General features: G+C 50.6%; 24 protein-coding genes, 1 pseudogene and 1 riboswitch. Of the genes and pseudogenes, 22 read left to right on the top strand and 3 right to left on the bottom strand.

The genetic code is table 11. The annotated features are described in order from the left end of the window. A pseudogene (locus AC50X8_RS29350) lies at positions 1-856 on the top strand (hypothetical protein); the annotation flags it as partial. Positions 857-934: 78 nt separating this feature from the next. On the opposite strand, the gene AC50X8_RS29355 reads toward AC50X8_RS29350, so the two are convergent. Continuing rightward, positions 935-1,966: a hypothetical protein gene (locus AC50X8_RS29355; RefSeq protein WP_494883083.1), complete on the bottom strand. Its 1,032-nt coding sequence runs from the start codon at positions 1,964-1,966 to the stop codon at positions 935-937. Between the two features lie 225 nt (positions 1,967-2,191). After that, positions 2,192-2,454, top strand: a riboswitch (cobalamin riboswitch). 282 nt (positions 2,455-2,736) lie between these two features. On the opposite strand from AC50X8_RS29355, the gene AC50X8_RS29360 reads away from it, so the two are divergent. The 14 genes from AC50X8_RS29360 (at position 2,737) to yajC (ending at position 16,011) form a co-directional block, all read left to right on the top strand. Next, positions 2,737-4,311, top strand: coding sequence for an ABC transporter substrate-binding protein (locus AC50X8_RS29360; protein ID WP_494883085.1), 1,575 nt, complete (start codon positions 2,737-2,739; stop codon positions 4,309-4,311). Positions 4,312-4,330: 19 nt separating this feature from the next. Next, the gene (gene nikB / locus AC50X8_RS29365; RefSeq protein ID WP_056039947.1) at positions 4,331-5,260 is read left to right on the top strand and encodes a nickel ABC transporter permease; all 930 of its coding nucleotides are present in this window, start codon (positions 4,331-4,333) and stop codon (positions 5,258-5,260) included. A 15-nt stretch (positions 5,261-5,275) separates the two neighbouring features. Further along, complete coding sequence (gene nikC / locus AC50X8_RS29370; protein ID WP_494883087.1) at positions 5,276-6,103, top strand: nickel transporter permease; 828 nt, start codon at positions 5,276-5,278, stop codon at positions 6,101-6,103. Position 6,104: 1 nt separating this feature from the next. Then, on the top strand, positions 6,105-6,881 hold the full coding sequence (locus AC50X8_RS29375) for an ATP-binding cassette domain-containing protein (protein ID WP_494883089.1): 777 nt from the start codon (positions 6,105-6,107) through the stop codon (positions 6,879-6,881). Next, positions 6,878-7,732 carry an ABC transporter ATP-binding protein gene (locus AC50X8_RS29380; protein ID WP_494883091.1) on the top strand — a complete coding sequence of 285 codons (855 nt, stop codon included), beginning with the start codon at positions 6,878-6,880 and terminating at the stop codon, positions 7,730-7,732. The genes AC50X8_RS29375 and AC50X8_RS29380 overlap by 4 nt, the downstream gene beginning before the upstream one ends. A gap of 85 nt (positions 7,733-7,817) precedes the next feature. Beyond that, positions 7,818-8,534 carry a BofC C-terminal domain-containing protein gene (locus AC50X8_RS29385; RefSeq protein ID WP_494865644.1) on the top strand — a complete coding sequence of 239 codons (717 nt, stop codon included), beginning with the start codon at positions 7,818-7,820 and terminating at the stop codon, positions 8,532-8,534. A gap of 178 nt (positions 8,535-8,712) precedes the next feature. Then, positions 8,713-9,216, top strand: a complete 504-nt coding sequence (ruvC, locus tag AC50X8_RS29390; protein ID WP_494883093.1) for a crossover junction endodeoxyribonuclease RuvC — start codon at positions 8,713-8,715, stop codon at positions 9,214-9,216. Then, positions 9,213-9,851 carry a Holliday junction branch migration protein RuvA gene (gene ruvA, locus AC50X8_RS29395; RefSeq protein ID WP_056039954.1) on the top strand — a complete coding sequence of 213 codons (639 nt, stop codon included), beginning with the start codon at positions 9,213-9,215 and terminating at the stop codon, positions 9,849-9,851. The genes ruvC and ruvA overlap by 4 nt, the downstream gene beginning before the upstream one ends. A 20-nt stretch (positions 9,852-9,871) precedes the next feature. Beyond that, the gene (gene ruvB / locus AC50X8_RS29400; protein ID WP_056039956.1) at positions 9,872-10,876 is read left to right on the top strand and encodes a Holliday junction branch migration DNA helicase RuvB; all 1,005 of its coding nucleotides are present in this window, start codon (positions 9,872-9,874) and stop codon (positions 10,874-10,876) included. Position 10,877: 1 nt separating this feature from the next. Then, positions 10,878-11,345, top strand: a complete 468-nt coding sequence (locus AC50X8_RS29405; protein WP_494883099.1) for a thiol-disulfide oxidoreductase DCC family protein — start codon at positions 10,878-10,880, stop codon at positions 11,343-11,345. A 1-nt stretch (position 11,346) separates the two neighbouring features. Next, positions 11,347-13,443: a SpoIID/LytB domain-containing protein gene (locus AC50X8_RS29410; protein WP_494865640.1), complete on the top strand. Its 2,097-nt coding sequence runs from the start codon at positions 11,347-11,349 to the stop codon at positions 13,441-13,443. A 10-nt stretch (positions 13,444-13,453) separates the two neighbouring features. Further along, a complete protein-coding gene (queA, locus tag AC50X8_RS29415) occupies positions 13,454-14,500 on the top strand; it encodes a tRNA preQ1(34) S-adenosylmethionine ribosyltransferase-isomerase QueA (protein WP_494865638.1) in 1,047 nt (348 codons plus the stop codon). Between the two features lie 38 nt (positions 14,501-14,538). Further along, entirely contained in the window at positions 14,539-15,675 is a 1,137-nt protein-coding gene (tgt, locus tag AC50X8_RS29420) for a tRNA guanosine(34) transglycosylase Tgt (RefSeq protein ID WP_494865652.1), read from the top strand. A gap of 15 nt (positions 15,676-15,690) precedes the next feature. Then, positions 15,691-16,011, top strand: coding sequence for a preprotein translocase subunit YajC (gene yajC / locus AC50X8_RS29425; protein ID WP_056039968.1), 321 nt, complete (start codon positions 15,691-15,693; stop codon positions 16,009-16,011). 155 nt (positions 16,012-16,166) lie between these two features. On the opposite strand, the gene AC50X8_RS29430 is transcribed toward yajC, so the two are convergent. Beyond that, complete coding sequence (locus AC50X8_RS29430) at positions 16,167-16,559, bottom strand: TIGR04086 family membrane protein (protein ID WP_056039970.1); 393 nt, start codon at positions 16,557-16,559, stop codon at positions 16,167-16,169. A gap of 133 nt (positions 16,560-16,692) precedes the next feature. Here AC50X8_RS29430 and AC50X8_RS29435 point away from each other — a divergent pair, with 133 nt between their 5' ends. Beyond that, a complete protein-coding gene (locus AC50X8_RS29435) occupies positions 16,693-18,030 on the top strand; it encodes an ArsB/NhaD family transporter (RefSeq protein WP_494883103.1) in 1,338 nt (445 codons plus the stop codon). A 197-nt stretch (positions 18,031-18,227) separates the two neighbouring features. Then, positions 18,228-18,992 carry a DUF421 domain-containing protein gene (locus AC50X8_RS29440; protein WP_494883171.1) on the top strand — a complete coding sequence of 255 codons (765 nt, stop codon included), beginning with the start codon at positions 18,228-18,230 and terminating at the stop codon, positions 18,990-18,992. An 81-nt stretch (positions 18,993-19,073) separates the two neighbouring features. Here AC50X8_RS29440 and spoVB read toward each other — a convergent pair whose 3' ends face one another. Then, positions 19,074-20,639 (bottom strand): stage V sporulation protein B, encoded by a 1,566-nt coding sequence (spoVB, locus tag AC50X8_RS29445; RefSeq protein ID WP_056039972.1) that lies wholly within the window; start codon positions 20,637-20,639, stop codon positions 19,074-19,076. 160 nt (positions 20,640-20,799) lie between these two features. On the opposite strand from spoVB, the gene AC50X8_RS29450 reads away from it, so the two are divergent. The 5 genes from AC50X8_RS29450 (at position 20,800) to recJ (ending at position 26,279) form a co-directional block, all read left to right on the top strand. Next, on the top strand, positions 20,800-21,039 hold the full coding sequence (locus AC50X8_RS29450) for a post-transcriptional regulator (protein WP_494883105.1): 240 nt from the start codon (positions 20,800-20,802) through the stop codon (positions 21,037-21,039). Between the two features lie 82 nt (positions 21,040-21,121). Continuing rightward, on the top strand, positions 21,122-22,354 hold the full coding sequence (gene secD / locus AC50X8_RS29455; RefSeq protein ID WP_046229348.1) for a protein translocase subunit SecD: 1,233 nt from the start codon (positions 21,122-21,124) through the stop codon (positions 22,352-22,354). Further along, complete coding sequence (gene secF / locus AC50X8_RS29460; protein ID WP_074904695.1) at positions 22,344-23,264, top strand: protein translocase subunit SecF; 921 nt, start codon at positions 22,344-22,346, stop codon at positions 23,262-23,264. Before secD ends, secF begins: the two co-directional genes overlap by 11 nt. A gap of 26 nt (positions 23,265-23,290) precedes the next feature. Beyond that, a complete protein-coding gene (locus AC50X8_RS29465; RefSeq protein ID WP_494883107.1) occupies positions 23,291-24,214 on the top strand; it encodes a cation diffusion facilitator family transporter in 924 nt (307 codons plus the stop codon). Between the two features lie 31 nt (positions 24,215-24,245). Next, positions 24,246-26,279, top strand: a complete 2,034-nt coding sequence (gene recJ / locus AC50X8_RS29470) for a single-stranded-DNA-specific exonuclease RecJ (protein ID WP_494883109.1) — start codon at positions 24,246-24,248, stop codon at positions 26,277-26,279. The last annotated feature ends 34 nt before the right edge of the window (positions 26,280-26,313 follow it).

A 26,313-nucleotide genomic window follows, 5' to 3' on the forward strand; every position in this document is an offset into this window, starting at 1 on the left:
GGCAGAGACGCAAGGCTACGGCTATGGCGGAATGGTATCGCCGGCAGAGACGCAAGGCTACGGCTATGGCGGAATGGTATCGCCAGCAGAGACGCAAGGCTACGGCTATGGTGGAGCCGTATCGCCAGCAAGCACGCAAGGCTATGGCGGAATGGTATCGCCAGCAGAAACGCAAGGCTACGGCTATGGTGGAGCCGTATCGCCGGCAAGCACGCAAGGCTATGGCGGAATGGTATCGCCAGCAGAAACGCAAGGCTACGGCTATGGTGGAGCCGTATCGCCGGCAGAAACACAAGGCTACGGCTATGGTGGAGCCGTATCGCCGGCAGAAACACAAGGCTACGGCTATGGTGGAGCCGTATCGCCAGCAGAAACGCAAGGCTACGGCTATGGTGGAGCCGTATCGCCAGCAGAAACGCAAGGCTACGGCTATGGTGGAGCCGTATCGCCAGCAAGCACGCAAGGCTATGGCGGAATGGTATCGCCGGCAGAAACGCAAGGCTACGGCTATGGTGGAGCCGTATCGCCAGCAAACACACAAGGCTACGGTTATGGCGGAATGGTGTCGCCAATCGGCAACAACTGCAACGGCTATCCCGTCTCAGCATTTCCTCCGTTCCCGCCTTACGGATATTATCCTATGCAAACCGCAGGAGTTGAGTCACAAAAGCCATGCAATTGCGGCTGCAAGGATAAGCGCGAAGAGGATGAGCAAGTAAAAGAAACAACGACAATCAATGTGAAAAACGGCAAAAACAATGCGCAGCGCAAATCCAATAAAAAAGCGGTAATTCGCACCGTTGCCCCTCGTTCTAGAACGAGCAAGCAAAACAGCAGCCCTTGGATTAGCCGCTAGTTTTTAAATTAATAAGTTAATAGCAAAGCACCTTTTCTTCATAACGGAGAAGAGGTGCTCTCTGATTTGTTAATAAATCTAACCATCCTTCAACTGATCTACAATCTCCTGCAGCAAAATCTTTTCCGTCTCCTTCAATTTTTGCAGCTGCTCCATTTGCTTGTACAACGTATCCGAGCTTCGAGTAAGCCAATATTTTAAGATGGAATTTCTTACAGCCAGTGCAGCAGCCTCCAGCTTTTTCCATCTGCTTAAAATTAGATTATCATCAATCAAATGATGGTTATTAATCATGTAGTCTAATCGCATAGTCATGCATTTCTTATGGTCGTAAAGCAGGTGGAACGATCTAATATCAAATACTACCTCTTCTTGAGCCAAATATTTTAAATATTCGGAGGCCTTGTCGTATACATTAATACCGAAGGTTAGCCCGGGGGTGCCTAAAGCTTGGTTATAATGTTCATCCGTATGTGCCCTAGACGAGAGGTAGGCGTTCATCGTATTTTTCACATAGGTTAGTGAAAAAGTATAATTGTTATTTTCGAGCGGCTTCAATAAATAAAGATGGTCTTTAAAATCATGGGCATCGATTTCTAATATATGAAATGCTCTATGAAAAGCTTCGTAATCACAGGTGATATTCGTTGAATATTTTCCGTTGGCATTATTGTCACAAAAGTACAGCTTTTTATTTGCATCATCATACCCATTTATCATGACTTCATGTGGGGATTTTGCCGAAATTTCATACTCTTTAATATGAAAACGATCGATCATAACGATTACATAATAGCCGCCATCAATCGATGCTTTAATAAAATCAAACAGCTCGTTATTTAAAATCGTTGAGCTTTGCCTGTCTAACGCTATCCGCTGAAAATCAATAAAAGGGCAGTCATAAAACTCAACCATTTTATCTCTATAATAACCGTTGAAGAAAAAGGTATATAATTGGTTTGGATCAGGAATATCGAATAAATTAATATAATTATTCATAAACCATAATTTTTTCGAGTCCACACGCGAGATAATAGAATAAAAATCACTGTAAAACCAATATGAATCAATAATTTGCTTTTCTTCAACTGGAAGGATTTTCACCGTCACTGTGATCATTCCTTTTCTATTTGATTAGGTTATCTATTGGATTAATTTAATAAATAAGCTCATCATGCGTGAAGTAATTTCAATATAACATTACTGGAAAAAATATGAAAGTTTTATGTTGAAAACACTTTCATTTTCGAATTAAAGCCATTGACAGATTCCCGCTTCCTCCCTATGATTAAGAATGGATTACGGACAGGACGGGCTTATGAGCCTGCAAAACTTCATACTTGAATGAAAATAGGTGCGAAATGTTGGCTGGAACTTATACGTCTTCGTTCGCTTAAAAGGGAAGTTCGGTTAAAGGCCGACACGGACCCGCCACTGTAAAGGGCAGCAGCTTACACAGGCTGCGCTCCCCTCACAAATAAGCCACTGGCTGATGAGCTTCTTTTCGTCGCAAGACGAATAGCAGATGCTTACCCTAGCTGGGAAGGGAAGAGAGGGAGGCCCCAAGTCAGGAGACCTGCCTGTTTTAACATCACTGTTTGACCTACGGTGCTTAGGGAGGTGGTTGGTTATGCCCATTTATTGCAAAATGTCTAACGATTATTTGTTGCTTCATGGCGAGCAGACGCAGATAAGGTTTAGTTATTTAACATAAAAGCATTTCTGACTGCTTTTTAAGGGTCGGGGATGCTTTTTTTAAATATAGAGAAAAGATATGATTTTTCTATCCTTTCTCTATATTTCTACGCGAAACGGTAGCTTTGCCGCCACAGGACGGCTTTCGGCCGTTTACGCTTACTAGAAGGGGAGACAAAAGAAAAATGAACCACACGAAGAAGCCACTTAGCTTGTCACTTGGAATGATGATCGTTTGCTTGATGCTGGTCCTTGCAGGATGCAGCACGAATGCTGGCCAAAACGCAGAGCAGGGCACGGATGCTGCCTCGGGAAACAACGCTGCTGCCGCTAAAAAAACACTAACAATGGCGTACACTTGGAACCCTGCAGGCGTTGATCCGCATGGCGACGATAGCTGGGATGTTATGCGCTCGGGCGCAGGGGAAACGCTGATTAAATTGAATGAGCAGCTGCAGCCATCCGCTTGGCTCGCGAAGGAATGGAAGCAGGAGGATGCTAATACGTGGACGTTCAAGCTGGAAACGGGCGTAACGTTCCACAACGGCAAAAAAATGGATGCTGAAAGCGTAAAAGCATCGCTGCTGCGTTCCATTGCGAACAGCCATTTGGCGAAGGATTTGCTTCTGGTTAAAGATATTGAAGTGCTTGCGCCTGACGAGCTGAAAATGATTACGACACAGCCGAACTCGGCGATCATTTCCAGCTTGGCTGATCCAAGCACGATTATTCTTGATGTTGACAGCATGAAGGAAGCGGGCAGCTACCCGGCCATGACGGGAGCTTTCAAAATCAAGCAATTTACGAAAGACGTATCGCTTGTTGTTGAGCGTTATGATGGCTATTGGGGGGAACCCGCAAAGCTTTCAGAAGTGACGATGAAGTTTGTAACCGATGGCAACACGCGTCTGATGGCGCTGCAGGCTGGTGAAGTAGATGTCGCAACGGACATTCCGATTGACAGCATTGAGCTGGTAGAGAAGGACAGCAAGCTGGAAGTGCTGTCTGCCCCATCGGTTCGTACACATATGGTATTATTTAATATGAATTCTGCTTTGTTTAAAGAAAAATCGAACCGCGAGGTTGTAGATCAAGCGATTCCGCGCGAGGCGATTATTGAATCGGTTATGCGTGGTTACGGCACGAAAGCGAAAAGCCCGTTCCCGGAAATTTTGCCATTCGGCAAAGTGGCGGAGCAAGCAGCAGGGGAAACGACGGAGCAATTGCTGACCGCTGGCGGCTGGCAGAAAAATGAGGAAGGCATGTGGGAGAAGGAAGGCAAGCCGTTCGAGGCGACGCTCCTTACGTTCCCGCACCGCCCAGAGCTGTCGGTTATGGCAGAGGTTATTCAAAATCAACTGCTTAATGAAGGAATTACCGTGAAAATACGCAAGGTTGAAAATATTGACGCTGAGCTTGCGAAGTCCGATTGGGACCTTGCGATGTACAGCATGCTGACGGCGCAGACGGGCGATCCGCAATATTTCTTGAACATTTTCTATCAAGCTGCTAGCGAATCGAATGTCAGCCATTATGAATCGAAGCCGCTTGAGACGGTAATCGATAAGCTTAACGATACGGCGGATACCGATGCGCGCAATGCGCTTGCGATACAGGCCCAAGATATTATTAATGCTGATTTGCCGCAGTCGTTTATCGTACATCCTGACAATGTATTTGGCGTGAAAAAAGGGGTAACGGGCTTCATACCGCATCCGATCGAATATTATTATGTGACGGCTGAAGTCGATATCCCTTAAGTAAAGGGTGAACTTAAGTATGCTTCGTTTTTGGCTAGAACGCGTCGCGCAAATGCTGCTCGTCATTTTTTGCGTAGCGACGCTTACCTTCATATTAATGCGGGTATCTCCAGGCGATCCGGCGAGAATTTTGCTGACCACGCATAATATCCCGGCCTCGCAGGAGGCGATTGACGCGCTCCGGGAGGAAATGGGACTGACGGATTCCTTGTGGAGTCAATATATAGGCTGGCTAGGCGATGTATTTACATGGCAGTGGGGGACATCTTATATGTCCAAGGAGCCGGTTGCCGGGGAACTGCTCAAAAGGCTGCCCGCCACACTGGAGCTTGCTTCTGCTGGCGCATTGGTCATGCTGCTGGCAACGTGCCTTATAGGCATGGTGACCGCAATCTTTTCAACAGGGCTGCTGGACCGGATAGGCCGAATCCTTGCGCTGCTGGGCGCCTCGATCCCCTCCTTTTGGCTCGGTTTTTTATTGATTTATTTTTTCTCGGTCCGGCTAGGCTGGCTGCCTTCCATGGGACGCGGGGGCTTTGCTCATCTCCTCATGCCGGCGGTTACGCTTGGCCTAGGGCTTGGCGCGGTCTATGCCCGGGTTTTGCGGACGAATATGCTGGAGATGAACAACCAGAACTTCGTCAAAGCATCGCGTGCGAGAGGCTTATCCAAAGGAAGAATATTCATTTTTCAAGTGTTCAAGCATGCCTTTTTGCCGATCTTATCGATGCTGGGGACAAGCTTTGCTTTTATGCTGGGAGGCAATGTGATCGTTGAGACGATCTTTTCCTGGCCCGGTGTAGGCAAATATATTATTGAAGCGATAACGGCGCGGGATTATCCGGTCATTCAAGGTTATGTCGTATTCACCTCCTTCTTGTTTGTCGCAATCCATTTGGCGGTGGAAGTTTTTTATGTGCGCTTGGACCCGCGGCTGCGGGCAAGCTAGGAGGAACTCTTTTTTATGCGGACCCTTTTTCAAAAAAAGAATACAAGCTTGCTGCTTGGCATCGGCCTGTTTGCAAGTATTGTGCTGCTGGGCTTGCTGGCCCCGTGGCTCGCGCCTCATAATCCGCTTCAGGTGAATCTGCCGAATCGGCTTCTGGCGCCGAGCGGCGAATATCCTTTTGGCACCGATCATTTGGGGCGCTGCATTTTATCGCGCATTTTATATGGGATTCGGACGACGGTTACGATTGCTTTTGTCATTTTGGGATTGAGCTTATGCATTAGCTTGCCGATTGGGCTGTTAACAGGCTATTTTGGCGGGCGCACCGATCATTTTTTTATGCGGCTGATGGATGGCACGCTCGCTTTTCCTGATTTTGTACTGACAATTGCCATTGTGGGCATACTCGGACCCGGGTTTGCGAATATGATCATCGCGATTGTCATCGTGAGGTGGGCCAATTATGTCCGGCTCATTCGCGGGCTCGTGCTTAAGGTGAGCAAGGAGGATTATTTAATAACAGCCCGCATGTCCGGCAATTCGCATCTGCGGATTATGCGCCGTTATATTTTGCCGCAGATTGCAGCGCCGATCGCTGTGTTCAGTACGCTTGACATTGGAAAAATCGTGCTGCTCATCGCCGGGCTATCCTTCCTCGGGCTGGGCGTTCAGCCGCCTACTCCTGAATGGGGCGTCATGCTGCATGATGCTACACGTTATTTTCAGCTGGCGCCGCATGTTATGATTTATCCGGGGCTTGCCATCGTAAGCTTCGTATTATCGTGCCAATTAATTGGCGACCGGTTTAAAGAGCAGAACGCTGACGTTCCGAAGGAGGTGTAAGATGGCGGCGAACACTACCAACATTAACAACAGCGCCAACCTTAACGATACCCCGCTGCTCTGCGTTCAAAATATAGAAATTTCCCGGCAGGAAGCTGGAAAATGGCTGCCTATTATCCAAAATGTATCCTTGGAGCTTCATGCCGGTGAAATGGCTGCGCTTGTAGGGCCGAGCGGCTGCGGCAAAAGCATGACTGCCCATGCGCTTGTCGGGCTGCTGGAAACCGGGCTGCGCCTGACAGGCGGGCATATTTTTTATAAGGAGGATGATATTTCCCGTTATGATGAGCGTCGCTTGCAGAAGCTTCGCCGTGAGGAAATCGCCCTTCTTATTCAGCATTCGCTGAGCGGCCTAGATCCGATCCGCACGGTGCGCAGGCAAATGGTCGAGACGTTGAAGCTGCAAGCGAAGCGTTCGCGCAAAGAAATGGAAGCGTATTTGGGCACGATGCTGGAACGGATTGGCTTTGCGGACCCGGCAGCGATTTTGGACGCATACCCTTTTGAACTGAGCGGAGGCATGCGGCAAAGGGTGCTGCTTGCAATGATGCTGAGCACGGAGCCGGCATTGTTTATTGCCGATGAGCCGACGACGGCGCTGGATGCACTCAATCGCGACCGAGTGTTAGCTTTGCTGAAGCAGCTGCAGGCGGATTTCGGCTTGACGGTGCTGCTCATTTCGCATGACGAGCAAAGCGTCCGCAAATTCGCGGATCGTGTCATCACGATGCAGCCGGGCGGGATGGCTTCAGTCCAAGCGAAAGGAAGCGTCCTATGATTGTGTTGGAATTGCGTCAAGTGACCAAGGCGTTTCCGCTGCGGCTGCTGAGAAAGCGAAGAGGGCTTAAGGCGAAGGACAGCAGCACGGCCGTTCAAGCTGTGAAGCAGGTTGATCTCGCGCTGCATCGCGGAGAAACGCTTGGGCTTGTTGGGGAAAGCGGCAGCGGGAAAAGCACATTAGCAAGGCTCATTATGAAGCTGGAAACGCTAAGCTCCGGGCAAATTTTGCTCGGCGGACAGTCTATTCATGGACATCATATGAAGGATTTGCAGGTATACAAAAGCGTACAGCTTGTCCTTCAGGACTCTGCATCCTCCTTGCATCCCCGGATGCTTGTTAAAGAGGTGCTGGCAGAGCCAATGCGCAATTTTGGAGCTAAGCATCCGCTGGAAATTCGGGACTTAAGCAAACAGCTCATGCGCGCCGTTGGCCTGGACGAGAGCTTTCTAGGCAAGCTGCCGCATCAGCTTAGCGGAGGGCAGAAGCAGCGCGTATGCATCGCGAGAGCGCTGGCGGTGCGCCCGGAAGTGATTATTTTTGACGAGTCGTTAGCCAGTCTCGATCCTTTATCGCAGACTTCTATCGTGGCGAAGCTCCAGCAAATTCAGCGGCAGCAAGAGCTGGCCTACTTGTTCATTACGCATGATCTGGCGCTTGCCCGTCAACTGTGCGACCGGATCGCCGTCATGTATCAGGGCGAAATCGTGGAAACGTTTAGTGAATGGGAGGAAGGCAAGCTTAAGCATCCTTACACCCGTGCTTTATTTGCGACGCTAGAGGAGCATGTGGACGATAGCTCAGTTGAAAACGCGGAGAAGGAACTGCCCTATGAGCTTGTAAAAAGCTAGCCCTCCTTCGGTGTTTCTCTTACGCGCATAATATTGGAAACTCAGTGGAACCCTATGCAATAAAAAGGTACAAAGGGGTTCAAACATGATGCTAATGAGCTTATGGAAGCAGCTAAAAAGAAAGCTTCGCCGCCGTCCGCTTTGGACGCTAGGCAGTATCGCCTTGCTCGCCGTCACGCTAGCGGGTACTGTCTGGCATCCTGCGAAGGCGGCTGCGGCCATCAACCTGGCAAGCGCCGTCGCCAATTTTGCCGATTCAGCGTCTGGCGCTAATCCCGTAGGCGTAGGAGCAGCATCTAGTGCAGGAGCCGCCAGCGGCCCCTCTTCTGAGCTGCTGCGCGAGCTGCGGGAGCAGCAGGAGCCAGTCAGCGTCATGCTGCGCCGCTACTATCTATGCGGCGAGGAGAGCAGGCCGCTTGGGCGCATGACTTCTCTCCAGCTGATCCGGCTGCTCGAGGCGAATGGCGAATGGCATGCAAGCTTCGATAAAAAAACGAGCCGGGTGCTGGTTGAGCAGACGGTGGATGAGTTTTCGAAGCATTGCCAGAATGAAGCGTATATGGGCGTGGACAGGCAGGGGAATTTATCGCTGTTTGAGGGGGCCCCCCAGCAGGAGAAGGTGCTAAGAACTTTTTTTCAACTGGATATTCGGTATTTGGAAAGCAGCTTGCCCCGCGACAAAGTAGAGCAGCTGACCCACGGCATTAAAATCAATGACATCGAAGAGTTTAACAGCGTCCTGTCTACCTTTAGCGACTATGAGCTGGGACATGGCAAACCGGCTAAACGATCCGCTTATTAGATGAAAATAGCAGCCCGGAGGACGTTCTTATAGAGGACGTCCTCTTCTTGTTGTATAATGAATGATGGTGTAAAGAAAATCGGCTGCTCCTCGACACTTTCCTCAAACGCATGTTCTCATCCTTTCTGTCTTTTGGTATAATAGGAGAAATAAACGGCAGGAATAAGGAGTTGGCGGTTTGCGCGTTCTTGGCATAGATCCCGGTATTGCGATAGCGGGTTTTGGTTTCATTGATAAACAGGGTCATAAGCTCAAGCCTGTTCAGTATGGCTGTATTCAGACGGAGGCGCATACGGCGCCCGAGGAGCGGCTCATTCAAATTTATGATTCGGCTGTTGCCCTAATGGATAAGTATAAGCCCGATTCGGTTGCAGTGGAGAAGCTGTTCTTCAACCGGAACGTTTCAACGGCGTTTGCGGTTGGTCAGGCGCGGGGGGTTATTATTTTGGCGGCGGCGCAGCGCGGGCTTCCGGTTGCGGAATATACGCCGCTGCAAGTTAAGCAGGCTGTTGTAGGCTACGGCAAGGCGGAAAAGCGCCAAGTGCAGGAGATGGTCAAGATGTTCCTGAATTTATCGGCCATTCCGAAGCCCGATGATGTGGCGGATGCGCTGGCAGTGGCCATTTGCCATGCCCATTCGGCAGTTTTAGTCCAAAAAATTAATGAGGCGGGACGATCATGATTGATTTTTTACGAGGTATAGTGTCCCATGTTGAGCTGGAGTATGTGGTGCTGGATGTACGAGATGTCGGTTACCGGGTGTTTACGCCGAATCCCTATGCGTTAGCGAAAAGGGAAGAGCCTGCAACCCTATATATTCATCATTCCGTTCGCGAGGATGCGATTTTGCTGTACGGGTTTGCAACGCGCGAGGAACAGACGCTGTTCCGCAAGCTGCTGGAAGTATCGGGCATTGGGCCGCGCGTGGCGCTGGGCATACTCGCAGGAGGCAAGCCAGAAACCGTTATTGCTGCCATTCAGCAGGAAAACATTACGTTTCTTACGAAGCTGCCGGGCATTGGCAAGAAGACGGCGCAGCGGATGATTTTGGATTTGAAGGACAAGCTTGCAGGCATCGCAAGCGATGCGGCAGTGCTGTCGGCGGCGGGCGCTTACCTGGAGCCTGATTTATTCCAAAGCGGAAGCGGGCAGGGAGCAGGCACCGCTTGGGAAGAAGCGCGTGAGGCACTCGCAGCGCTTGGTTATACAGCTGCGGAGCTTGACCGGGCATGGCATGGCTTGCAGCAGACGGTGATTCCAGAGGAGACGGTTGATTCCCTCATGAAGCGCGCTTTGCAGCAGCTGTTTAAAGGTTGACGAAAAGGAGCTGAGCACGGATGGACGAAAGAATTATTTCCGCCAACCTTATGATGGATGATCAGGCGGTGGAGCTAAGTCTGCGTCCTCGTTATTTGGCTGAATATATCGGTCAATCGAAGGCGAAGGAAAATTTAAAAGTATACATAGACGCGGCAAAGCTTCGCAAGGAAGCGCTCGATCATGTATTGCTTTACGGGCCGCCCGGACTTGGAAAAACAACGCTGTCGAACATAATCGCCAATGAGCTTGGCGTAAACCTGCGTACGACATCGGGACCAGCTATTGAGCGCCCAGGCGATCTCGCTGCCCTGCTGACGAATTTGCAGGAGGGCGACGTGCTGTTTATCGATGAAATCCATAGGCTGCACCGTACAGTAGAAGAAGTGCTTTATCCGGCAATGGAGGATTATGCGCTCGACATTATGATCGGCAAAGGGCCAAGCGCAAGATCCGTACGGCTTGATTTGCCGCCTTTTACATTAATTGGCGCAACGACAAGGGCGGGGCTGCTTTCCGCTCCGCTGCGGGACCGCTTCGGCGTCATCAGCAGGCTGGAGTTTTATACGGTTGATGAGCTTGCTTATATTATTTCGCGCTCGGCGGAAATTTTCGATATTTCCATCGTGGGCGAAGCATCTCAGGAAATTGCGCTGCGCTCCCGTGGAACACCGCGAATTGCCAACCGCCTGCTCAAGCGGGTAAGGGATTTTGCCCAGGTGCGTGGCGATGGCATTATAACAGACGAAATAGCAAGCTCGGCGCTGGAGCTTCTGCAGGTTGATCCGATGGGACTGGACAGCATCGACCATAAAATGCTGCATGCAATGATGACGACATTTGCCGGGCGTCCAGTAGGCCTGGATACAATCGCGGCTACAATTGGCGAGGAAAGCCAGACGATAGAAGATGTATATGAGCCATATTTAATGCAGATTGGCTTTCTCCAGCGTACGCCACGCGGACGTATGGCGACCGAGCAGGCGTATCGCCATATAGGCATTCCATACCCGGAGAGAAATTAGAATGGCTGGCGCGGGGAAGCATTCAGCAGAAAAGCTGTTTATCGTCTATGATGGCCAGTGCAATCTATGCATTGCAACGGTTGCAAGGCTCAAGGAGCTTCCGTCGCGGGCCCATTTGCAATTTGTGCAAATTCAGCAATTGGAACAGCCGGGAACGGTGAGCGTTCCTGGCATTCAGCAGGTGAGCACGCAGCAGCTTTATGAGAAAATGCATGTTGCGGACAGCAATGGCATGTTATATGCCGGAGCAGACGGCGTTATACGCGTGCTGCGCACGGTTAAAGGGCTGGGAGCGCTCGCCCTGTTGTACCGGATCCCAGGCATGCGGCGAATAGCAGATGCTATTTATCGCATCATTGCGGGCCGACGTTACGAATGGTTTGGCAGAACAGAGCAAAGCTGCTCGGTGGATGGCTGCGAATGGAAGCCGCCAATGCAGAACAATAATCACCCAGAAGGGGGAAGGTGAGATGAACGCCCGCTTTTCGATCAGACGGCTGTCGCTTCTAACTTTAGCTGGGCTAATGCTCATTTCGATGTGGCATGTACAGCCTTCTCAAGGAGCCGTACCTCAGCTTGATTCGATAAGAGTCGCTATATTTTTGCAATTTCCGGGGAAATATTCGGTGAATACAGCCGCAGCAACACTCAGCTCGGCAGGCGGCTTGTCCATTGGAATGAAGCAGCCGTCCGGCGCGGAGGAATGGCTGCGGGAGGCAGGCAATGTACAGGCCCGCTTTGCCAAGGACGATTATAAGGTCAAGGTGCTGGAAACGACCAGCTTCGAGACGGCGCTTAGCGCTTATAAAAGAGTGCAGACGGCGAAGGGCAGCGGTTTTATTACTTCCTTAACGAAGAAAAGCAAGACGGTATATCAAGTAACAGAAGGTACCTACAAAACCGTTGAAGAAGCAAAAACTGCGCTAAGCAAATGGAAGTCAGACAGCGAGTTAACGAAGCTGTCCGGCGGTTCGCAGCCGGAGCTGCAAGGGCCGCTTCATCTGGAAAGCACAGGCTATGCTTCTAAAGCTGAGGCTGTTAAGGCATCGTCATCATTTGAGGCAGCGGGAATTGATACGTATATCGCTGTGCGCAAGCCAGCCAGCGGACTGCGTTATTCGGTTATGGTAGGTGCTGCTGCCAGCAGTGCTGATCTAGACCTCATCAAGGTAGCGTCTGGAGCATCTGGCGTCAGCCTGCTGCAGGCTGACGCCAAATCGCCTTATCTGCTGCTGAAGAACGACCATACGCTGACAGGCAAGTCGGGAAGCTCACTTACGATGTATACGTTCCCTGTAACAAGCGCCAAAGTATGGGTCGAGCCGGCAGGCAAAGAAACGATCAAACTGACGGAGCGTTACAGCCGTACGTATCGCGGTGCTTTTGAGTTTAGTGATTTTAATGGGAAGCTTGCAGTCGTAAATGAACTTCCGTTTGAGCAGTATTTGTATTCCGTTGTAGGTGCGGAAATGGTTGCGACTTGGCCGCAGGAGGCTTTGAAGGCTCAGGCGGTAGCCGCTAGAACGTATGCGCTCTATCAAGGCACGGGCTTTCAAATCGCCCATGTAGTCGATAGTGTGAGCAGCCAAGCCTATGCGGGAACAAGCACGGAGAAGCAATCCACGATTCAAGCGGTAGACGCGACGCAAGGCGAGGTCGTGCTTTATAAAGGCAAGCTGATTGAGGCGCTTTATTCCTCCAATGGCGGCGGGGCTACAGCGGATGCCAAGGAAGTATGGGGCAATGCCGTTCCTTATTTGACGAGTGTCAAAAGCCCGACGGACAGCTCGGCGGAAAAAGGGCTGTACAGCTGGTACCGCGTCGTGCTCCCAAGCGGCTTGACCGGCTATATTCGCGAAGATTTGCTTACGGCAACGAGCGAAACGAATCCCGCAGGAATTAAGTTGATGAAGGTGAATACGGACGGCGTAAAGGTGCGGAAAATACCGCTCATCCAAGATGATGTGCCGTTGGTTGGCCAAGTTAATGCGGGTGCAAAGGTAGTCGTCTTGGAAAAATCAGTGCAATCCGGTCCGATGTCTTGGGTACGAGGACCTTTCAGCTCAGAGGAGCTGGTTGCTTCACTCAAGAGCGTCACCACGATAGCCGGTCCAATTACTTCGCTCCAAGTGAGCAAGACAGGACAGTCGGGTCGGGCTACGGAAATGCTGGCGAACGGCAAAAAGCTGGAGGTCAAATATCCGGATATGCTGCGGACGGCGCTGGGAAGCCTGCCGAGCACCTTGTTCCAAATTGACGAGACAGCACGCGTGAACGTACTCGGAGCGAATAAGAAAACGACAACAAAGCCTGAGAGTGCAGGTGCGATCTATACGATTGGGGCAGGCGGCGAAGTGAAGCAAATGGATGCCAAGCTGTATATTATGGGCAGCAAGGGCAAGATTCGTGAAGCGACGAAGACGCCGAGCTTCCGTTTCATCGGTACAGGCTTCGGCCATGGCATCGGTTTGTCCCAGTATGGGGCGCTTGGCCTTGCCGAGCAAGGGTATGACTACTCTTATATTCTGAAATACTATTATAATGATGTAACTATCGCTAAGGAATGATGACTGACAGATGAACGTAGAAATGTTTGATTTTGAACTGCCGGAGCATTTAATTGCTCAGACCCCGCTGCAGCAGCGCACTTCATCGAGGCTTTTAACGCTGGACCGCAGCAATGGCGCGGTGAATCATGAAAGCTTCACCGATCTGGCACAGCATTTGCATGCCGGCGATGTGCTGGTGCTTAATGACACCAGGGTACTGCCTGCTCGTTTAATTGGCGCGAAGGCGGATACAGGGGCGAAGATTGAGCTGCTGCTGCTCAAGCAGCTGGAAGGTGACCGCTGGGAGGCGCTCGCGAAGCCTGCCAAACGCATGAAGATCGGCGCAGAGGTATGGTTTGGCGATGACGGCAGCGGCCAGCCGCTGCTTCGTGCCTTTGTTGAAGAAGAAGGCGATATGGGCGGCCGTACGATCCGGTTTGCGTATACGGGCATTTTTCAGGAGCTGCTGGAGCGGCTTGGAGAAATGCCGCTTCCGCCTTACATTCGGGAACGTCTGGAGGAGCGCGAGCGCTATCAGACCGTTTATGCCAAGCATGATGGCTCGGCGGCAGCCCCGACGGCTGGACTGCATTTTACAGCTGACTTTTTGCAGCAGCTTGCGGATAAAGGTGTGCGCATTGCTTATGTGACGCTGCATGTTGGGCTTGGAACGTTTCGGCCGATGTCGGTAGACGTAGTGGAAGAGCATGTGATGCATTCGGAATATTACGAGCTTAGCGAGGAGACCGCGGCGCTGCTGAATCAGGCGAAGGTCGAGGGCGCACGCATCGTTGCTGTAGGGACAACCTCTGCAAGGACGCTGGAAACCGTTGCGGCGCGCTTTGAGAAGGAAGCGATTCAGGCATGCAGCGGCTGGACTGATATTTTTATTTTTCCGGGCTACTCCTTCAAGCTCGTTAATGCGCTGCTAACCAATTTCCATTTGCCCAAGTCGACGCTGGTTATGCTCGTCAGCGCGCTTGCTGGGCGCGATGCGGTTATGAGCGCTTATGCAGAAGCGATTCGTGAGGAATACCGCTTTTTTAGCTTCGGTGATGCGATGTTTATTTATTAATAGTGGAGCAACAAAATTAAAGAAGACAGGAAGCGTGAATTGTGGCTGTAACCTATGAATTGTTAAAAGTGTGCAAGCAGTCTGGAGCGCGGCTTGGCCGCGTCCATACGCCCCATGGCGTTATTGAGACGCCGGCTTTTATGCCAGTGGGAACTCAGGCGACGGTAAAGACGATGAGCCCGGAAGAGCTGAAAACGATGGATGCTCATATTATTTTGAGCAATACGTACCATCTGTTTTTGCGCCCCGGACATGATTTGATTGGGCGTGCAGGCGGATTGCATAAGTTTATGAACTGGGACCGTCCAATTTTGACTGACAGCGGCGGTTTTCAGGTGTTCAGCTTGAGCGAGATGCGTAAAATTACGGAAGAAGGCGTCCAGTTCCGCTCCCATCTGAATGGAGACAAGATGTTTTTGTCGCCGGAGAAGGCGATGGAAATTCAAAATACGCTTGGCTCGGATATTATGATGGCATTTGACGAATGCCCGCCATACCCAGCTGAGCATGCTTATGTGAAACAGTCGCTTGAGCGCACGACACGCTGGGCGGAGCGCTGCCTTGAATCCCATGCGCGTCCACATGATCAAGGGCTGTTTGCAATCGTCCAAGGAGGCATGTACGAGGACCTGCGCATCCAGAGCGCGAAAGATTTGACTTCCATGGATTTCCCGGGGTATGCTATTGGAGGACTAAGTGTCGGTGAGCCGAAACACTTGATGTATCAAGCACTTGAGTATACGGTACCGCTGCTTCCAACCGGCAAGCCAAGGTATTTAATGGGAGTTGGTTCGCCCGATGCGCTGCTGGAAGGCTCCATTCGCGGCATCGATATGTTCGACTGTGTGCTTCCTACGAGAATTGCGCGCAACGGAACAACGATGACAAGCGAGGGAAGACTCGTTATTCGCAATGCCAAGTATGCAGAGGATTTTGGTCCACTTGATCCGAAATGCTCTTGCTACACATGCACGAATTATTCACGCGCGTATATTCGCCACTTGATGAAGGCCGATGAAACATTCGGTATGAGATTGACGACTTATCATAATCTACATTTCCTGCTTCAACTCATGAGGGATGTGCGTCAGGCGATTACCGAAGATCGGCTCCTTGATTTTCGCGATGAGTTTTTTGACAGCTATGGGTTGCGGGATAACGATAAGGGATTTTAGAAAGGGGGGATTTCAATGTCACTATGGTTAGCAGATGCAGCTGGAGCACCAGCGAATAGCATTTGGGGCATGGCATGGCCGATACTACTTATGTTTGCCGTGTTCTATTTCTTGCTTATTCGTCCGCAACAGAAGAAACAAAAGCAGCGTACAGCGCTGTTGTCGCAATTGAAAAAAGGCGATAAAATTTCAACAATCGGCGGTATGCACGGTACAATCACGGAATTGACGGATGACACAGTCGTACTTCGCGTCAATGATACGGTTAAGCTGACGTTTGAACGCAGCGCAATTAGCTCGGTCGTTAGCAGTGCGCCTACGATTTCGAAAGATTAGTAGGATAGCTCCAAAAAGCCTGCGCCTTGAAGGTTAATCCTTCAAGACGCAGGCTTTTTTTATATGAGTATGTAGAAGCCTTCTTTAGGCTAAGCTGCTTCTATTTTTCCCCGTTAGCGCTCCTATGCCGTCTGAAAATGATGCCGGCTGCCGAATTACTTTTTAAGATTGACGCCAATAACGCCCCCAAAAGCGCCAAGCAGCAAAGTAATGCCAAGGACAATGGCGGTATGCAGAGAAAATCCGGCATCGGCAGCCAGAAAGCCAATCAGCAATATGGTCAAACCATAGAGCAGGCCAAGCAATCCGCCCTGATACCAGCCTTTCATGCCGGATCGCTTGCCGGACGTTAATCCGCCCGCAAAAGCGGATACGCCATGAATACATGTTGCGAAAGTCGGCAGGCTGCTTTCCTTCATATTTCCAAAATGCAGCAAAAGCGAGAGCAGCAATGCGCCTAAAGCAAGCCAAATGATGGCATACAGGAGACCCGCCAGCATAGGGGAAGCGATCTGGGGAGGCCGCGGAACATGTTTAATGGGATTCATCGTTTTCCTCCTTTAAATTCCTTTTACTTAAACCATATGGCCAGGCTCTGCGGAATAGTACAGGCAAGCGGAAGGGTGGACGAAATTCTATCCAATTACGTATAATGTGAGGGATAAGAAAGGGTGAAGCGAGATGGAAACCAAGGCAGCAGGAATGCTTTACAATCCGGCGGCTTGGCAGGTTATCGCGGTAGCAGTTATTTTTTTGGTAACCTATGCCTTTGTCATTACGGATAAAATCAATCGGGCAGTGGCGGCGCTTGCAGGCGCATTTCTCATATTGGTGCTGGGCATATTGGACTTGCGTTTTGCCTTTACGGAGGCGGTCGGCTGGCGGGTCATTATGCTGCTCATCGGCATGATGCTGCTTGTCGGCATTTTGAACCGGGCAGGGGTCATTCCATACATAGCGATCAAGCTGGCCCAGTGGGTCAAAGGAAGCTCGTGGAAAATCTTTATACTGCTCATTGCCTTAACCGGCATTAGCTCGGCTTTTCTGGACAATGTAACGATTATGCTGCTCGTCATTCCGGTAACAATGTCGATTACAAAATTGCTGAAGCTGAATCCTTACCCTTTTATTTTTGCAGAAATTGCTGCTTCCAACATCGGTGGTGCTGCTACTTTAATCGGTGATCCGGTTAATATGATTATTGGCTCTGCGAACAAGCAGTTGACGTTTAATGCCTTTATCGTCCATTTGGGACCTGTATCATTGTTTATATTGATCGTTACGATAGGCTTGTTTTTGTTCGTATACCGCAAGCATTTTAAGCCTACGCATAAAAGCAAGGAAGCAAGCGAGCTGATGAAGCTTTCCGCCAGCTCCTACATTAAAAATCGCCCGCTGATGATCAAATCGGTCGTCGTTTTTTTGCTAACCATTATTGCCTTTACGCTCCATTCGGCATTAGGCATTGAGCCGGCGGCTATCGCGCTTGGCAGTGCGGCACTGCTCATGGTCATAGGTTTGAAGCGCAAGGAAGCAGAAATTGCCTTCCGCATGGTGGATTGGGGTACGATATTATTTTTTATCGGCTTATTTATTATGGTAGCGGGACTTTCGGCAACGAATTGGACCAACCAAATCGCTTTGGTTGTGCTGCAAATGACTTCCGGTAATGTTGATATAGCGTCATTGCTGCTATTGTGGATTTCCGGTGTAGCCTCCGCCACGATGGATAATGTGCCGTTTGTAACGGCAATGGTTCCCGTTATTCAAGCGATGGGTGCTGAGCTGGGACTGAGCGCGGGTCAAATGGAGCCGCTGTGGTGGTCGCTGTCGCTTGGCGCAAATCTCGGCAGCAACGGCACGCTCATTGGCGCTTCCGCAAACGTAATTGCCGCAGGCCTTGCTTTGCGGGAAGGCAAAAGCTTTCATTTTAGAGCCTTTCTTAAAGTAGGTGCGCCAATTGCGCTTATGTCGCTGCTCGTCTCTACGGCTTATGTGTATTTTATTCTGATCCCGTAATTTTATGTTTTCCCGCCTTTACCATAAATTCGTGCCTGGCCGTTTCGTATGAGGGAGATGGCGGCAGGTGAGAATACGTGTACAGACCGCTCAGGCCAAAATGCAGCAGGCGCGAGCGATGAAGGAGGCGGGACCACTTGGAATTTCTGACCCTTGTGCTGCGTACCGTATTGATTTATTTCATCGTATTTCTCATCATGCGGTTTATGGGAAAACGGGAAATCGGCAAGCTGTCGGTTTTTGACCTCGTTATCTCGGTTATGATTGCGGAAATAGCTGTGATCGTTATAGAGGATTTGGATCGAACGATGTGGGAAGGCATTGTGCCGATGGTTATTTTAATGCTGGTGCAGGTGGGAATGGCTTTTGTGGCGCTGAAAAATCGCAAGCTGCGGCAGCTATTTGACGGGAAGCCAAGCGTTATTATGGCGAAGGGCAAGCTGAATCGCGATGTCATGCGCAAGCAGCGCTATAATCTGGATGATTTTATGCTCCAGCTTAGAGAAAATCAAATTACAAGAATCTCGGATGTGGAATTTGCGATTTTGGAAACGAGCGGCAAGCTGTCGGTCATTCCTAAAAGTACAGAAGGGTCCCCGGAAGAGATAGCGGAAGAGCGTTTGAATGTGGAGGAACAACGGAGCAGGGGCGGACACGAGCTGCAGCAGCAGGCGGAAGAAGACAGTAGGGCTGAGCATAATTCGGATTTGGCGGGCAAGCTGTCTATGCAGCAAAATGCTAAGGTCATTCCGCCCAAATATCGTTTTGAGATTTTGCCTATTCCGCTCATTATGGATGGCAAAGTACAGGATGAAAATTTGGAGAAGCTGGAGAAAACCCGTTTTTGGTTGAAAAATGTCCTTCAGGATGAAGGGGTAACCGACTTTAAGGAAGTATTCCTTTGTACAATAGACCATAAAGGCAAGCTGTTTTTGGATAAAACGAAAAAGCCGCGAAAGTAGTTTGGGAGCAAGGAGGTCCCAAACCGCTCGCGGCTTTTTTTAACGGTACGAATTTATTAAAACATTACCGCAGGCTATGGTCTAGGTTCGTGAAAACCAATGGCCGATTTTGGGCAAGCGGGTGAGGTCATGCCGGTCAATAATGTTCGTCCATACCATGAGCGCCAAATATACAATTGCGCCGCAAGCACAGGCAACAAGCAAATTCACCCATTCCGCAGCTACGGGCTCCCGGTTCATAACGAAGCGTGCTGCGGCCCCCATTACAACCATAGCAGAGATGACCTTCATAAAATCACGCAGCTTCATCCGGAAGCCGATCAGCTTGAGAACGCTAATGCCATGCAGCGCAGTGACTAGCACGATATTCAAATTAATCGCAATTAAAGCGCCATATATGCCAAATTCGGGCTTGGAGGCGAGATATATAATGAAGACCAGCTTAATAGCAGCTCCAATAAACGTGTTCATAAGCGCTTTGCCCGGTTTATCGAGCGCCTGAAGAGTTGCTTGCAGGGGAGCCTGCAAATAAATAAAAAGGCCGACAGGAGCAAGCAGCTGCAGCATCGGTGCAATCTCGCTGTGGTTGTACAGCATCCGGCAGATCGGCTCGGCGAATAGGCCGAGAATGACGACGAAAGGCGCTCCGGCGACAAGGGCCAGCCTCATCGATTGGTGCAAGCGCTTATGGATCGTAGCCATATCGCCGCGTGACGCTGCTTCAGAAAGCGACGGAATTAGCGAGGAGGCGAGGGAATAGGTCAAAGCGGTTGGCAGCAGGATGAGCGGGATGACCATTCCTTGCAGCGCCCCGTACTGTGCCGTAGCAATGCCTGTAGCAATGCCTGCCGTAGCAAGACTGCGAGCGGTGAAAATAGATTCGAGCAAATAGGAGAGCGAGCCGACAAGGCGGCTGGCTGTAACCGGTATGGATAGGCTAAGCAGCTTGCCCATAATGGGTCCCTTATCAGCAGCTGTTGATGGCATGCTTGCTTCAGACAGCAGAGCGGGAGTCCTTTTTTCCCTCGCATATTTCCACAGCAGGACGGCTAGGCCGCCGATTTCACCGACCACGACGCCAAGCATGGCGCCAGCCGCTGCCCATTCCAGCCCTTTGGGCATGAGAAGCATCGCGAAGCTAAGCGAGAAAATAATTCGCAGCACCGTCTCCACAATTTGGGAAGCGGCGGAGGGAATCATATTTTGCTTGCCCTGGAAGTAGCCGCGAAATACAGATGAGACGCCGACGATCAGCAGCATCGGCGTCATGAACAGAAATGTGCGCTGCACACGCTTGTCCGGCAGCAAATGCGCAGTAATCCAAGGCGAGAACAGCAGCAGCAGGCTGGTCAGCGTGATGGCAAGAAAAATCGTAAGCAGCAGAGCACTGCGGAAAATATGGCGGACCCGCCCCTCATCTCCGTTTGACTGGGCTTCGGCAATCCATTTGGCAACGGCGAGCGGAATGCCGCCGGTAATTATTGTCAGCATAACCGCCAAAAACGGATAGCTCAGCTGATACAGCCCCACGCCTTCGGCGCCTATAATGCGCGGCAGCGCAATGCGCGGGACGAAGCCGAGAATTCGATTGATGACGCCTGCTGCAAGTAAAATCATGGCCCCTTTTATAAACGTTTGCTTGGTCATACTCGCCCCTCATTCCATTAGCCGTATTGTTGCAGTATCATAGTTATGCACGGCATGTCCGAATCATGATTGGATAATGAACATCGCTTTATGTGCAGGAATATGTGCTATGGACAGCGAATAGTAGCAGTCAAGGCAAAAAAGCAAGGGAGGCGCGGCTATGGAGGAACAGGACCTGGTTCAGGTAATTGAGCAGCTGTGCAACAGCAAGGCAGAGGAGTTTCAGCTTATTGGCTATGAACATGCAAGTGGCAAAGACATTTGGGCATGCGTAAGCGCTGGATATAAAAAGAGCGGGCAGCCGGAGCTGCACAAGCTGGTCAACGACATTTTATCGCTGAAGGTGACGAGCTTTATGAACTTTTTGACGATTAGCGCCTACCGGGGAACCCATTTCTAAGGGAAGGGTTTCTTTTTTTTGACTCAAAAATTGCTCGCAAGTATAATAGGAATATTGAGATCATAAGGGGGACTTAGGAAATATGAACGGGAAAAGATTATTTGCCTTCCTTGGGATCGTTGTCATCATGTTTGGCGTGATCGCTTGGACGAGCCCATCGCTGGTAAACGGCATTCGGCTGGGCCTTGATTTGAAGGGCGGATTCGAGGTGCTTTATGAAGCAGAACCGCTTGCAGCTGGCGATAAAGTAACGCCTACTTTGCTGAAGGATACGGCGAAAAGCCTCGAGGCTCGGGCGGACAAGCTGGGTATTTCCGAGCCGGAGATAACGACAGAAGGAACAAACCGCATTCGCGTCAAGCTTGCAGGCGTTACGAATGAGGATGAGGTAAGAAACATTATCAAGAAGCCGGTTAATCTGACCTTTAGAGCACCAGATGGCACGGTTGAGCTTCAAGGTGATGATTTTGTGCAAAATGCAGCTACGGTCGAATATGATTCACTGAACAATCCGGTCGTTTCGATTAAGCTGAAAGATGCGAAGAAGTTTGAGGATGTTACGACAAGACTGACGGGCAAGACGCTTGCGATTTATCTCGACGATGAAATGCTGTCGAATCCGAACGTCAACCAGCCAATCAGCGGCGGAAGCGCGCAAATTAGCGGCAATTTCACGCTTGATGAAGCGAATGATTTGAAAGATACGATTAATTTGGGCGCATTGCCGCTTAAGCTGACAGAGAAATACACGCAAAGCGTTGGCGCAAAGCTTGGACAGCAGTCGCTTGAAGATACCGTTCGCGCCGGCGTTATCGGCTCGGCGATTATTTTGGTGTTCCTGATTATTTTGTTCCGTATACCGGGCGTTGTAGCGGGTATTACGGTCATTACATTTACATGGATGCTGGTACTCGTATTCGAGATGCTGAATGTCACGTTAACGCTGCCGGGTATTGCCGCATTTGTACTCGGGATTGGGATGGCGGTCGACGCGAATATCATTATGTACGAACGGATCAAAGAGGAAATCCGCAGCGGCAAAAGCTTGCTTTCCTCCCTTAAAGCAGGCTCCAAAAACTCGTTCCGTACGATTATGGATGCGAACATTACGAACATGATTTCCTGCGGCGTGCTTTATTACATCGGAAACGGTGCGATCAGAGGCTTTGCACTGACGATGATTTTGAGTATTTTGGTCAGTATCGTTACAAACATTTTCTTCTCACGCCTACTGATACATTTGCTGATTCGCAGCAACCTGTTTACTAAACCTAGCTATTTCGGCGTGAAGGAGGCGGACATCCGTGAACTTTAAAACAACAGTGCATTTTGACTTTATCAAGCATAGCAAAAAGTTTTTCATGGCTTCTATTATTTTGACGGTTTTAGGGGTTATCTCGCTGTTCCTGTTCAACCTGAACTATGGCGTCGATTTTAAAGCGGGTACGAATATGGATATCGCAGTCGGCAAAGCTTTGACCCAAGCGGAAGCGAAGGAAGTTTTGGCAACAGCTGGCGTTACGAACGTTACACCGACTGTTGGCGGCACGAACGGCGATCGCGTTTCAGCTCGTTTTGAAGAAGTATTGGAGCAAACGAAGGTCACGGAAATTCAAAATGCGTTTAAAGCAAAATTTGGCGATCAAGTATCGGCAGAGGTCAACGTAGTATCCCCGGATATGGCGCGTGAGCTTGGCTTCAAGACGATTTATGCCGTTATTATTGCAAGTATTGCGATTATGATTTATGTCATGATCCGTTTTGAATGGCGCTTTGCTTTAGCGGCGAACATTGCGATTTTGTATGATGCTTTTGTCGTAGTCGCTGTATTTTCGATTTTCCGTCTGGAAGTCGATCTGCCGTTTATTGCCGCAGTATTGACGACAATCGGTTATTCGATTAATGATAAAATCGTTATTTTCGACCGAATTCGTGAAAATCTTCGTTTTGGCAAGCTGAAAACGCGTGATCAGCTCGCAGATATGGTCAATCAGAGCCTTTGGCAGACGATGGCGCGTAACATTTATACGGTACTGGCCGTACTCGTTATCGCGGTTTGTTTATTCCTTTTCGGAAGCGAGTCGATCAAGCTGTTCGCCTTGGCGAAAATTATCGGTCTGACAAGCGGCGCATACTCGTCGATCTGTATTGCGAGCCCGCTCTGGCTTCTTCTTAAAAGCAAACAAAAGCCTAAAGCAAAGCAGCCTGCCAAGACTGCGGTCTAACAGCGTAGAAGGAGGCAGTCATGACAATGAACCAACGATATACAAAAGCAGAGCCGGCCAGCTGGTCAGGAATTTGGGGTAATGCGGCGTTGGCGTTGTTGAAAGGGGCAGCAGGCTGGCTGTCCGGCAGCAAAGCATTGCTTGCGGATGGTTGCCGATCGGCAGCTGAGGCGGCGGCTATTTTTGCGGAAAAGGTCGTTTCGCAGCGTAATGAAAGTGGCAGCGAAGCCCCTTCCAGCAGCGCTGCTGCTGGAAAGCATAAGGAAACACGGAAGACAGAAACCGTCATGAATGTCGTTTTAGCGGCAGCCTTGCTCCTTATTGGCTTGGAAATTGGCATTTCGGCTGTTCGGGACATTGCAGAGGGCATTAGCAAGCCGCCTCATTGGAGTGCGCTTGTCGTTCTGGCTGGCTGCCTGCTCGTGAAGGAGCTCGTCTGGAAACAGCGGGAGCATGGCAGCAGCTTGTATGCGACACTTGCTGTGTTCATTGGTGCAGGAGCCGCGTGGCTGGGCAAGCTGATTTCGCTTCCGGTGCTTTATTATTTTGATTCGGCAGCTGCTATCGTCATATCGGTTATCGTCATGAACGGCGGCTATCGCATTATTGTGCCTTCCCCTCATAGAGAGGAAGCTGCCGCAGAAGTATACAGCGAAAATACCGAGGAGCTTATGCAGCTCGTTCAACGGGTGGAAGGCGTCGTCACCGTACAGTCGCTGCATGCTCGCGAGCGGGGCCATTACGTCGTTGCGGAGGCGGTTATTAGCGTTAATCCGCGCGTGACTGTGCTTGAAGGGCATGAAGTGGCGAAAAGAGTGAAACGACTGCTGTTGACACGCTTTACCCACCTAACGGACGCAACGATTCATGTCGAGCCTTATGACCCAGGTTATCCTTATAAATCCAATCACGATCCGAATCAGGAACATATGCCTACGCTGCTTCAATAGCGCAGCGCGGCAGAAAGGAGTTGAAGTCGGCGTGATTCAAGCAAAAACACGTTGGAATCTTGCACCTTGGGATGAGCAGGCAGACGCGGCGGCGAAAGAGCTTTCGACAGCTCTTAGCCTGTCACCGCTTGCCGCCAAGCTTTTGGTGCAGCGCGGCTACAAGGAGATCGCACAGGCGGAGCAGTTTTTAAGAGGCGGCTCTGAGCATTTGCATGACCCGTATTTGCTGAAAGATATGAGGGAGGCTGTCGCCCGTATTCGGGAGGCGGCCTCAGCTGGCGAAAAGATACGTATTTATGGCGATTATGATGCCGACGGCGTATCCAGCACCTCGCTGCTCGTACATGTGTTTCGCGAGCTTGGCCTTCATTTTGATTATTATATTCCTCATCGTGCTCTAGAAGGTTATGGATTAAACAAGGCGGCGCTGGAAAAGGCGGCCGCCGAGGGTATCCGCTTAATCGTAACGGTTGACACCGGCATCAGCGCCTATGATGAAATTGCCTACGCCAAGGAGCTTGGGCTTGATGTCGTTGTCACCGACCATCACGAACCGCCAGCACGTATTCCGGATGCCTGCGCCGTAGTTAATCCGAAGCGGCATGATTGCACTTATCCTTTTGAAGGGCTGGCAGGCGTTGGTGTCGCATTCAAGCTGGCGCAAGCGCTGCTGGAACGCCCGCCTATGGAGCTGACAGACATTGTCTGTCTCGGAACGATTGCGGATTTAATGCCTTTAACTGGCGAAAATCGGATTTTAGTCAAAAGCGGGCTGGAACGGCTTCGCCAGACGACGAATACCGGATTTCTAGCGCTGGCTGAGTCGACGGGCATCGAGCTGCCGTCAGTTACTTCCACGACAGTTGCTTTCGGCATGGCACCGCGCATTAATGCGGCTGGCAGGCTCGATCATGCGCGGCGCGCTGTAGAGCTGCTCATAAGCGACAACTACGACGAGGCTATATTGGCAGCAACTTCGCTCGATATGCTCAACCGCGAGCGGCAGCGCATCGTGGAAGGCATCGTCAAGGAAGCGGAGGAGCAGTGGGCGCAGAAGCGAGCGCAGGCTGCGGATGCGGGCGAGGCGGAACCGGCGGTTATTGTACTGGCGGGAGAAGGCTGGAATGTTGGCGTTATCGGCATTGTGGCTTCCAAGCTGCTGGAGCGCCATTACAAGCCTGTAATTATTCTCGGTATTGATGGGGAGAGCGGCATGTGCAAGGGCTCTGCGCGCTCCATTGACGGCTACGACCTGCATGCAGCACTTACCGCCTGCGATGAGCTGTTGGACCATTACGGCGGCCACCAAGCGGCGGCAGGCATGAGCCTGCATCGTGACCAGCTGGCTGAATTTGAACGTAAGCTTGGCGAGCTTGCTTTGGAATGGCTCAGCGAGCAGGATTGGATTCCAAAAACGGGCATCGATCTGCAGTGCAAGGTTGAAGAAGCTAATTTGCAAACGATCAATGAGCTAGCGCAGCTGGAGCCGTTTGGTGCGGGCAATCCGTCGCCGCGCCTGCTCTTTCAGGGAGCAGCTCTTGCAGACAAGCGAACGATGGGCAAGGAAGCGAAGCATCTTAAGCTGACCGTGAAAAGCGGGCAAGCTGTACTGGAAGCGGTAGGCTTCAGCATGGGAGCTATTGCCGACCGACTGCTGGCGAGCAGTCCTGTCGATCTGGTAGGCGAGCTGTCCATCAATGAATGGAACGGCCAGCGCAAGCCGCAGCTGCATATTCATGACCTGTTCAGCGGAGGCGCGTATGCAAAGTTCCCTGAGCGTGAGCATTTCGGTCAAGTGTATCAACTGCTGCGTAGAATGAAGCAGGCACCGCTTGAAGGGCTTGCGAAGCGCCTGGCGGAGATGAGCGGCTGGCCGCAGGAAATGACCGAGGTTATGCTGCGCGTATTTACCGAGCTTTCGTTTATCCGCATCGAGGATGGTTTGGCGATCGTTGCAGAAGCGCCGGAGAAGCGGGAGTTAAGTACAGCGACTGCCTATCAGGAGGCAAAAAGTAAAGCCGAACAATTGCAATCTCCATTGGTTGCAGCTACAATATTGGTTTGACAACACCAGAATGGCGACAGACAGAAGGGACGAA

This window comes from Paenibacillus sp. JT22N15 (assembly GCF_059383755.1).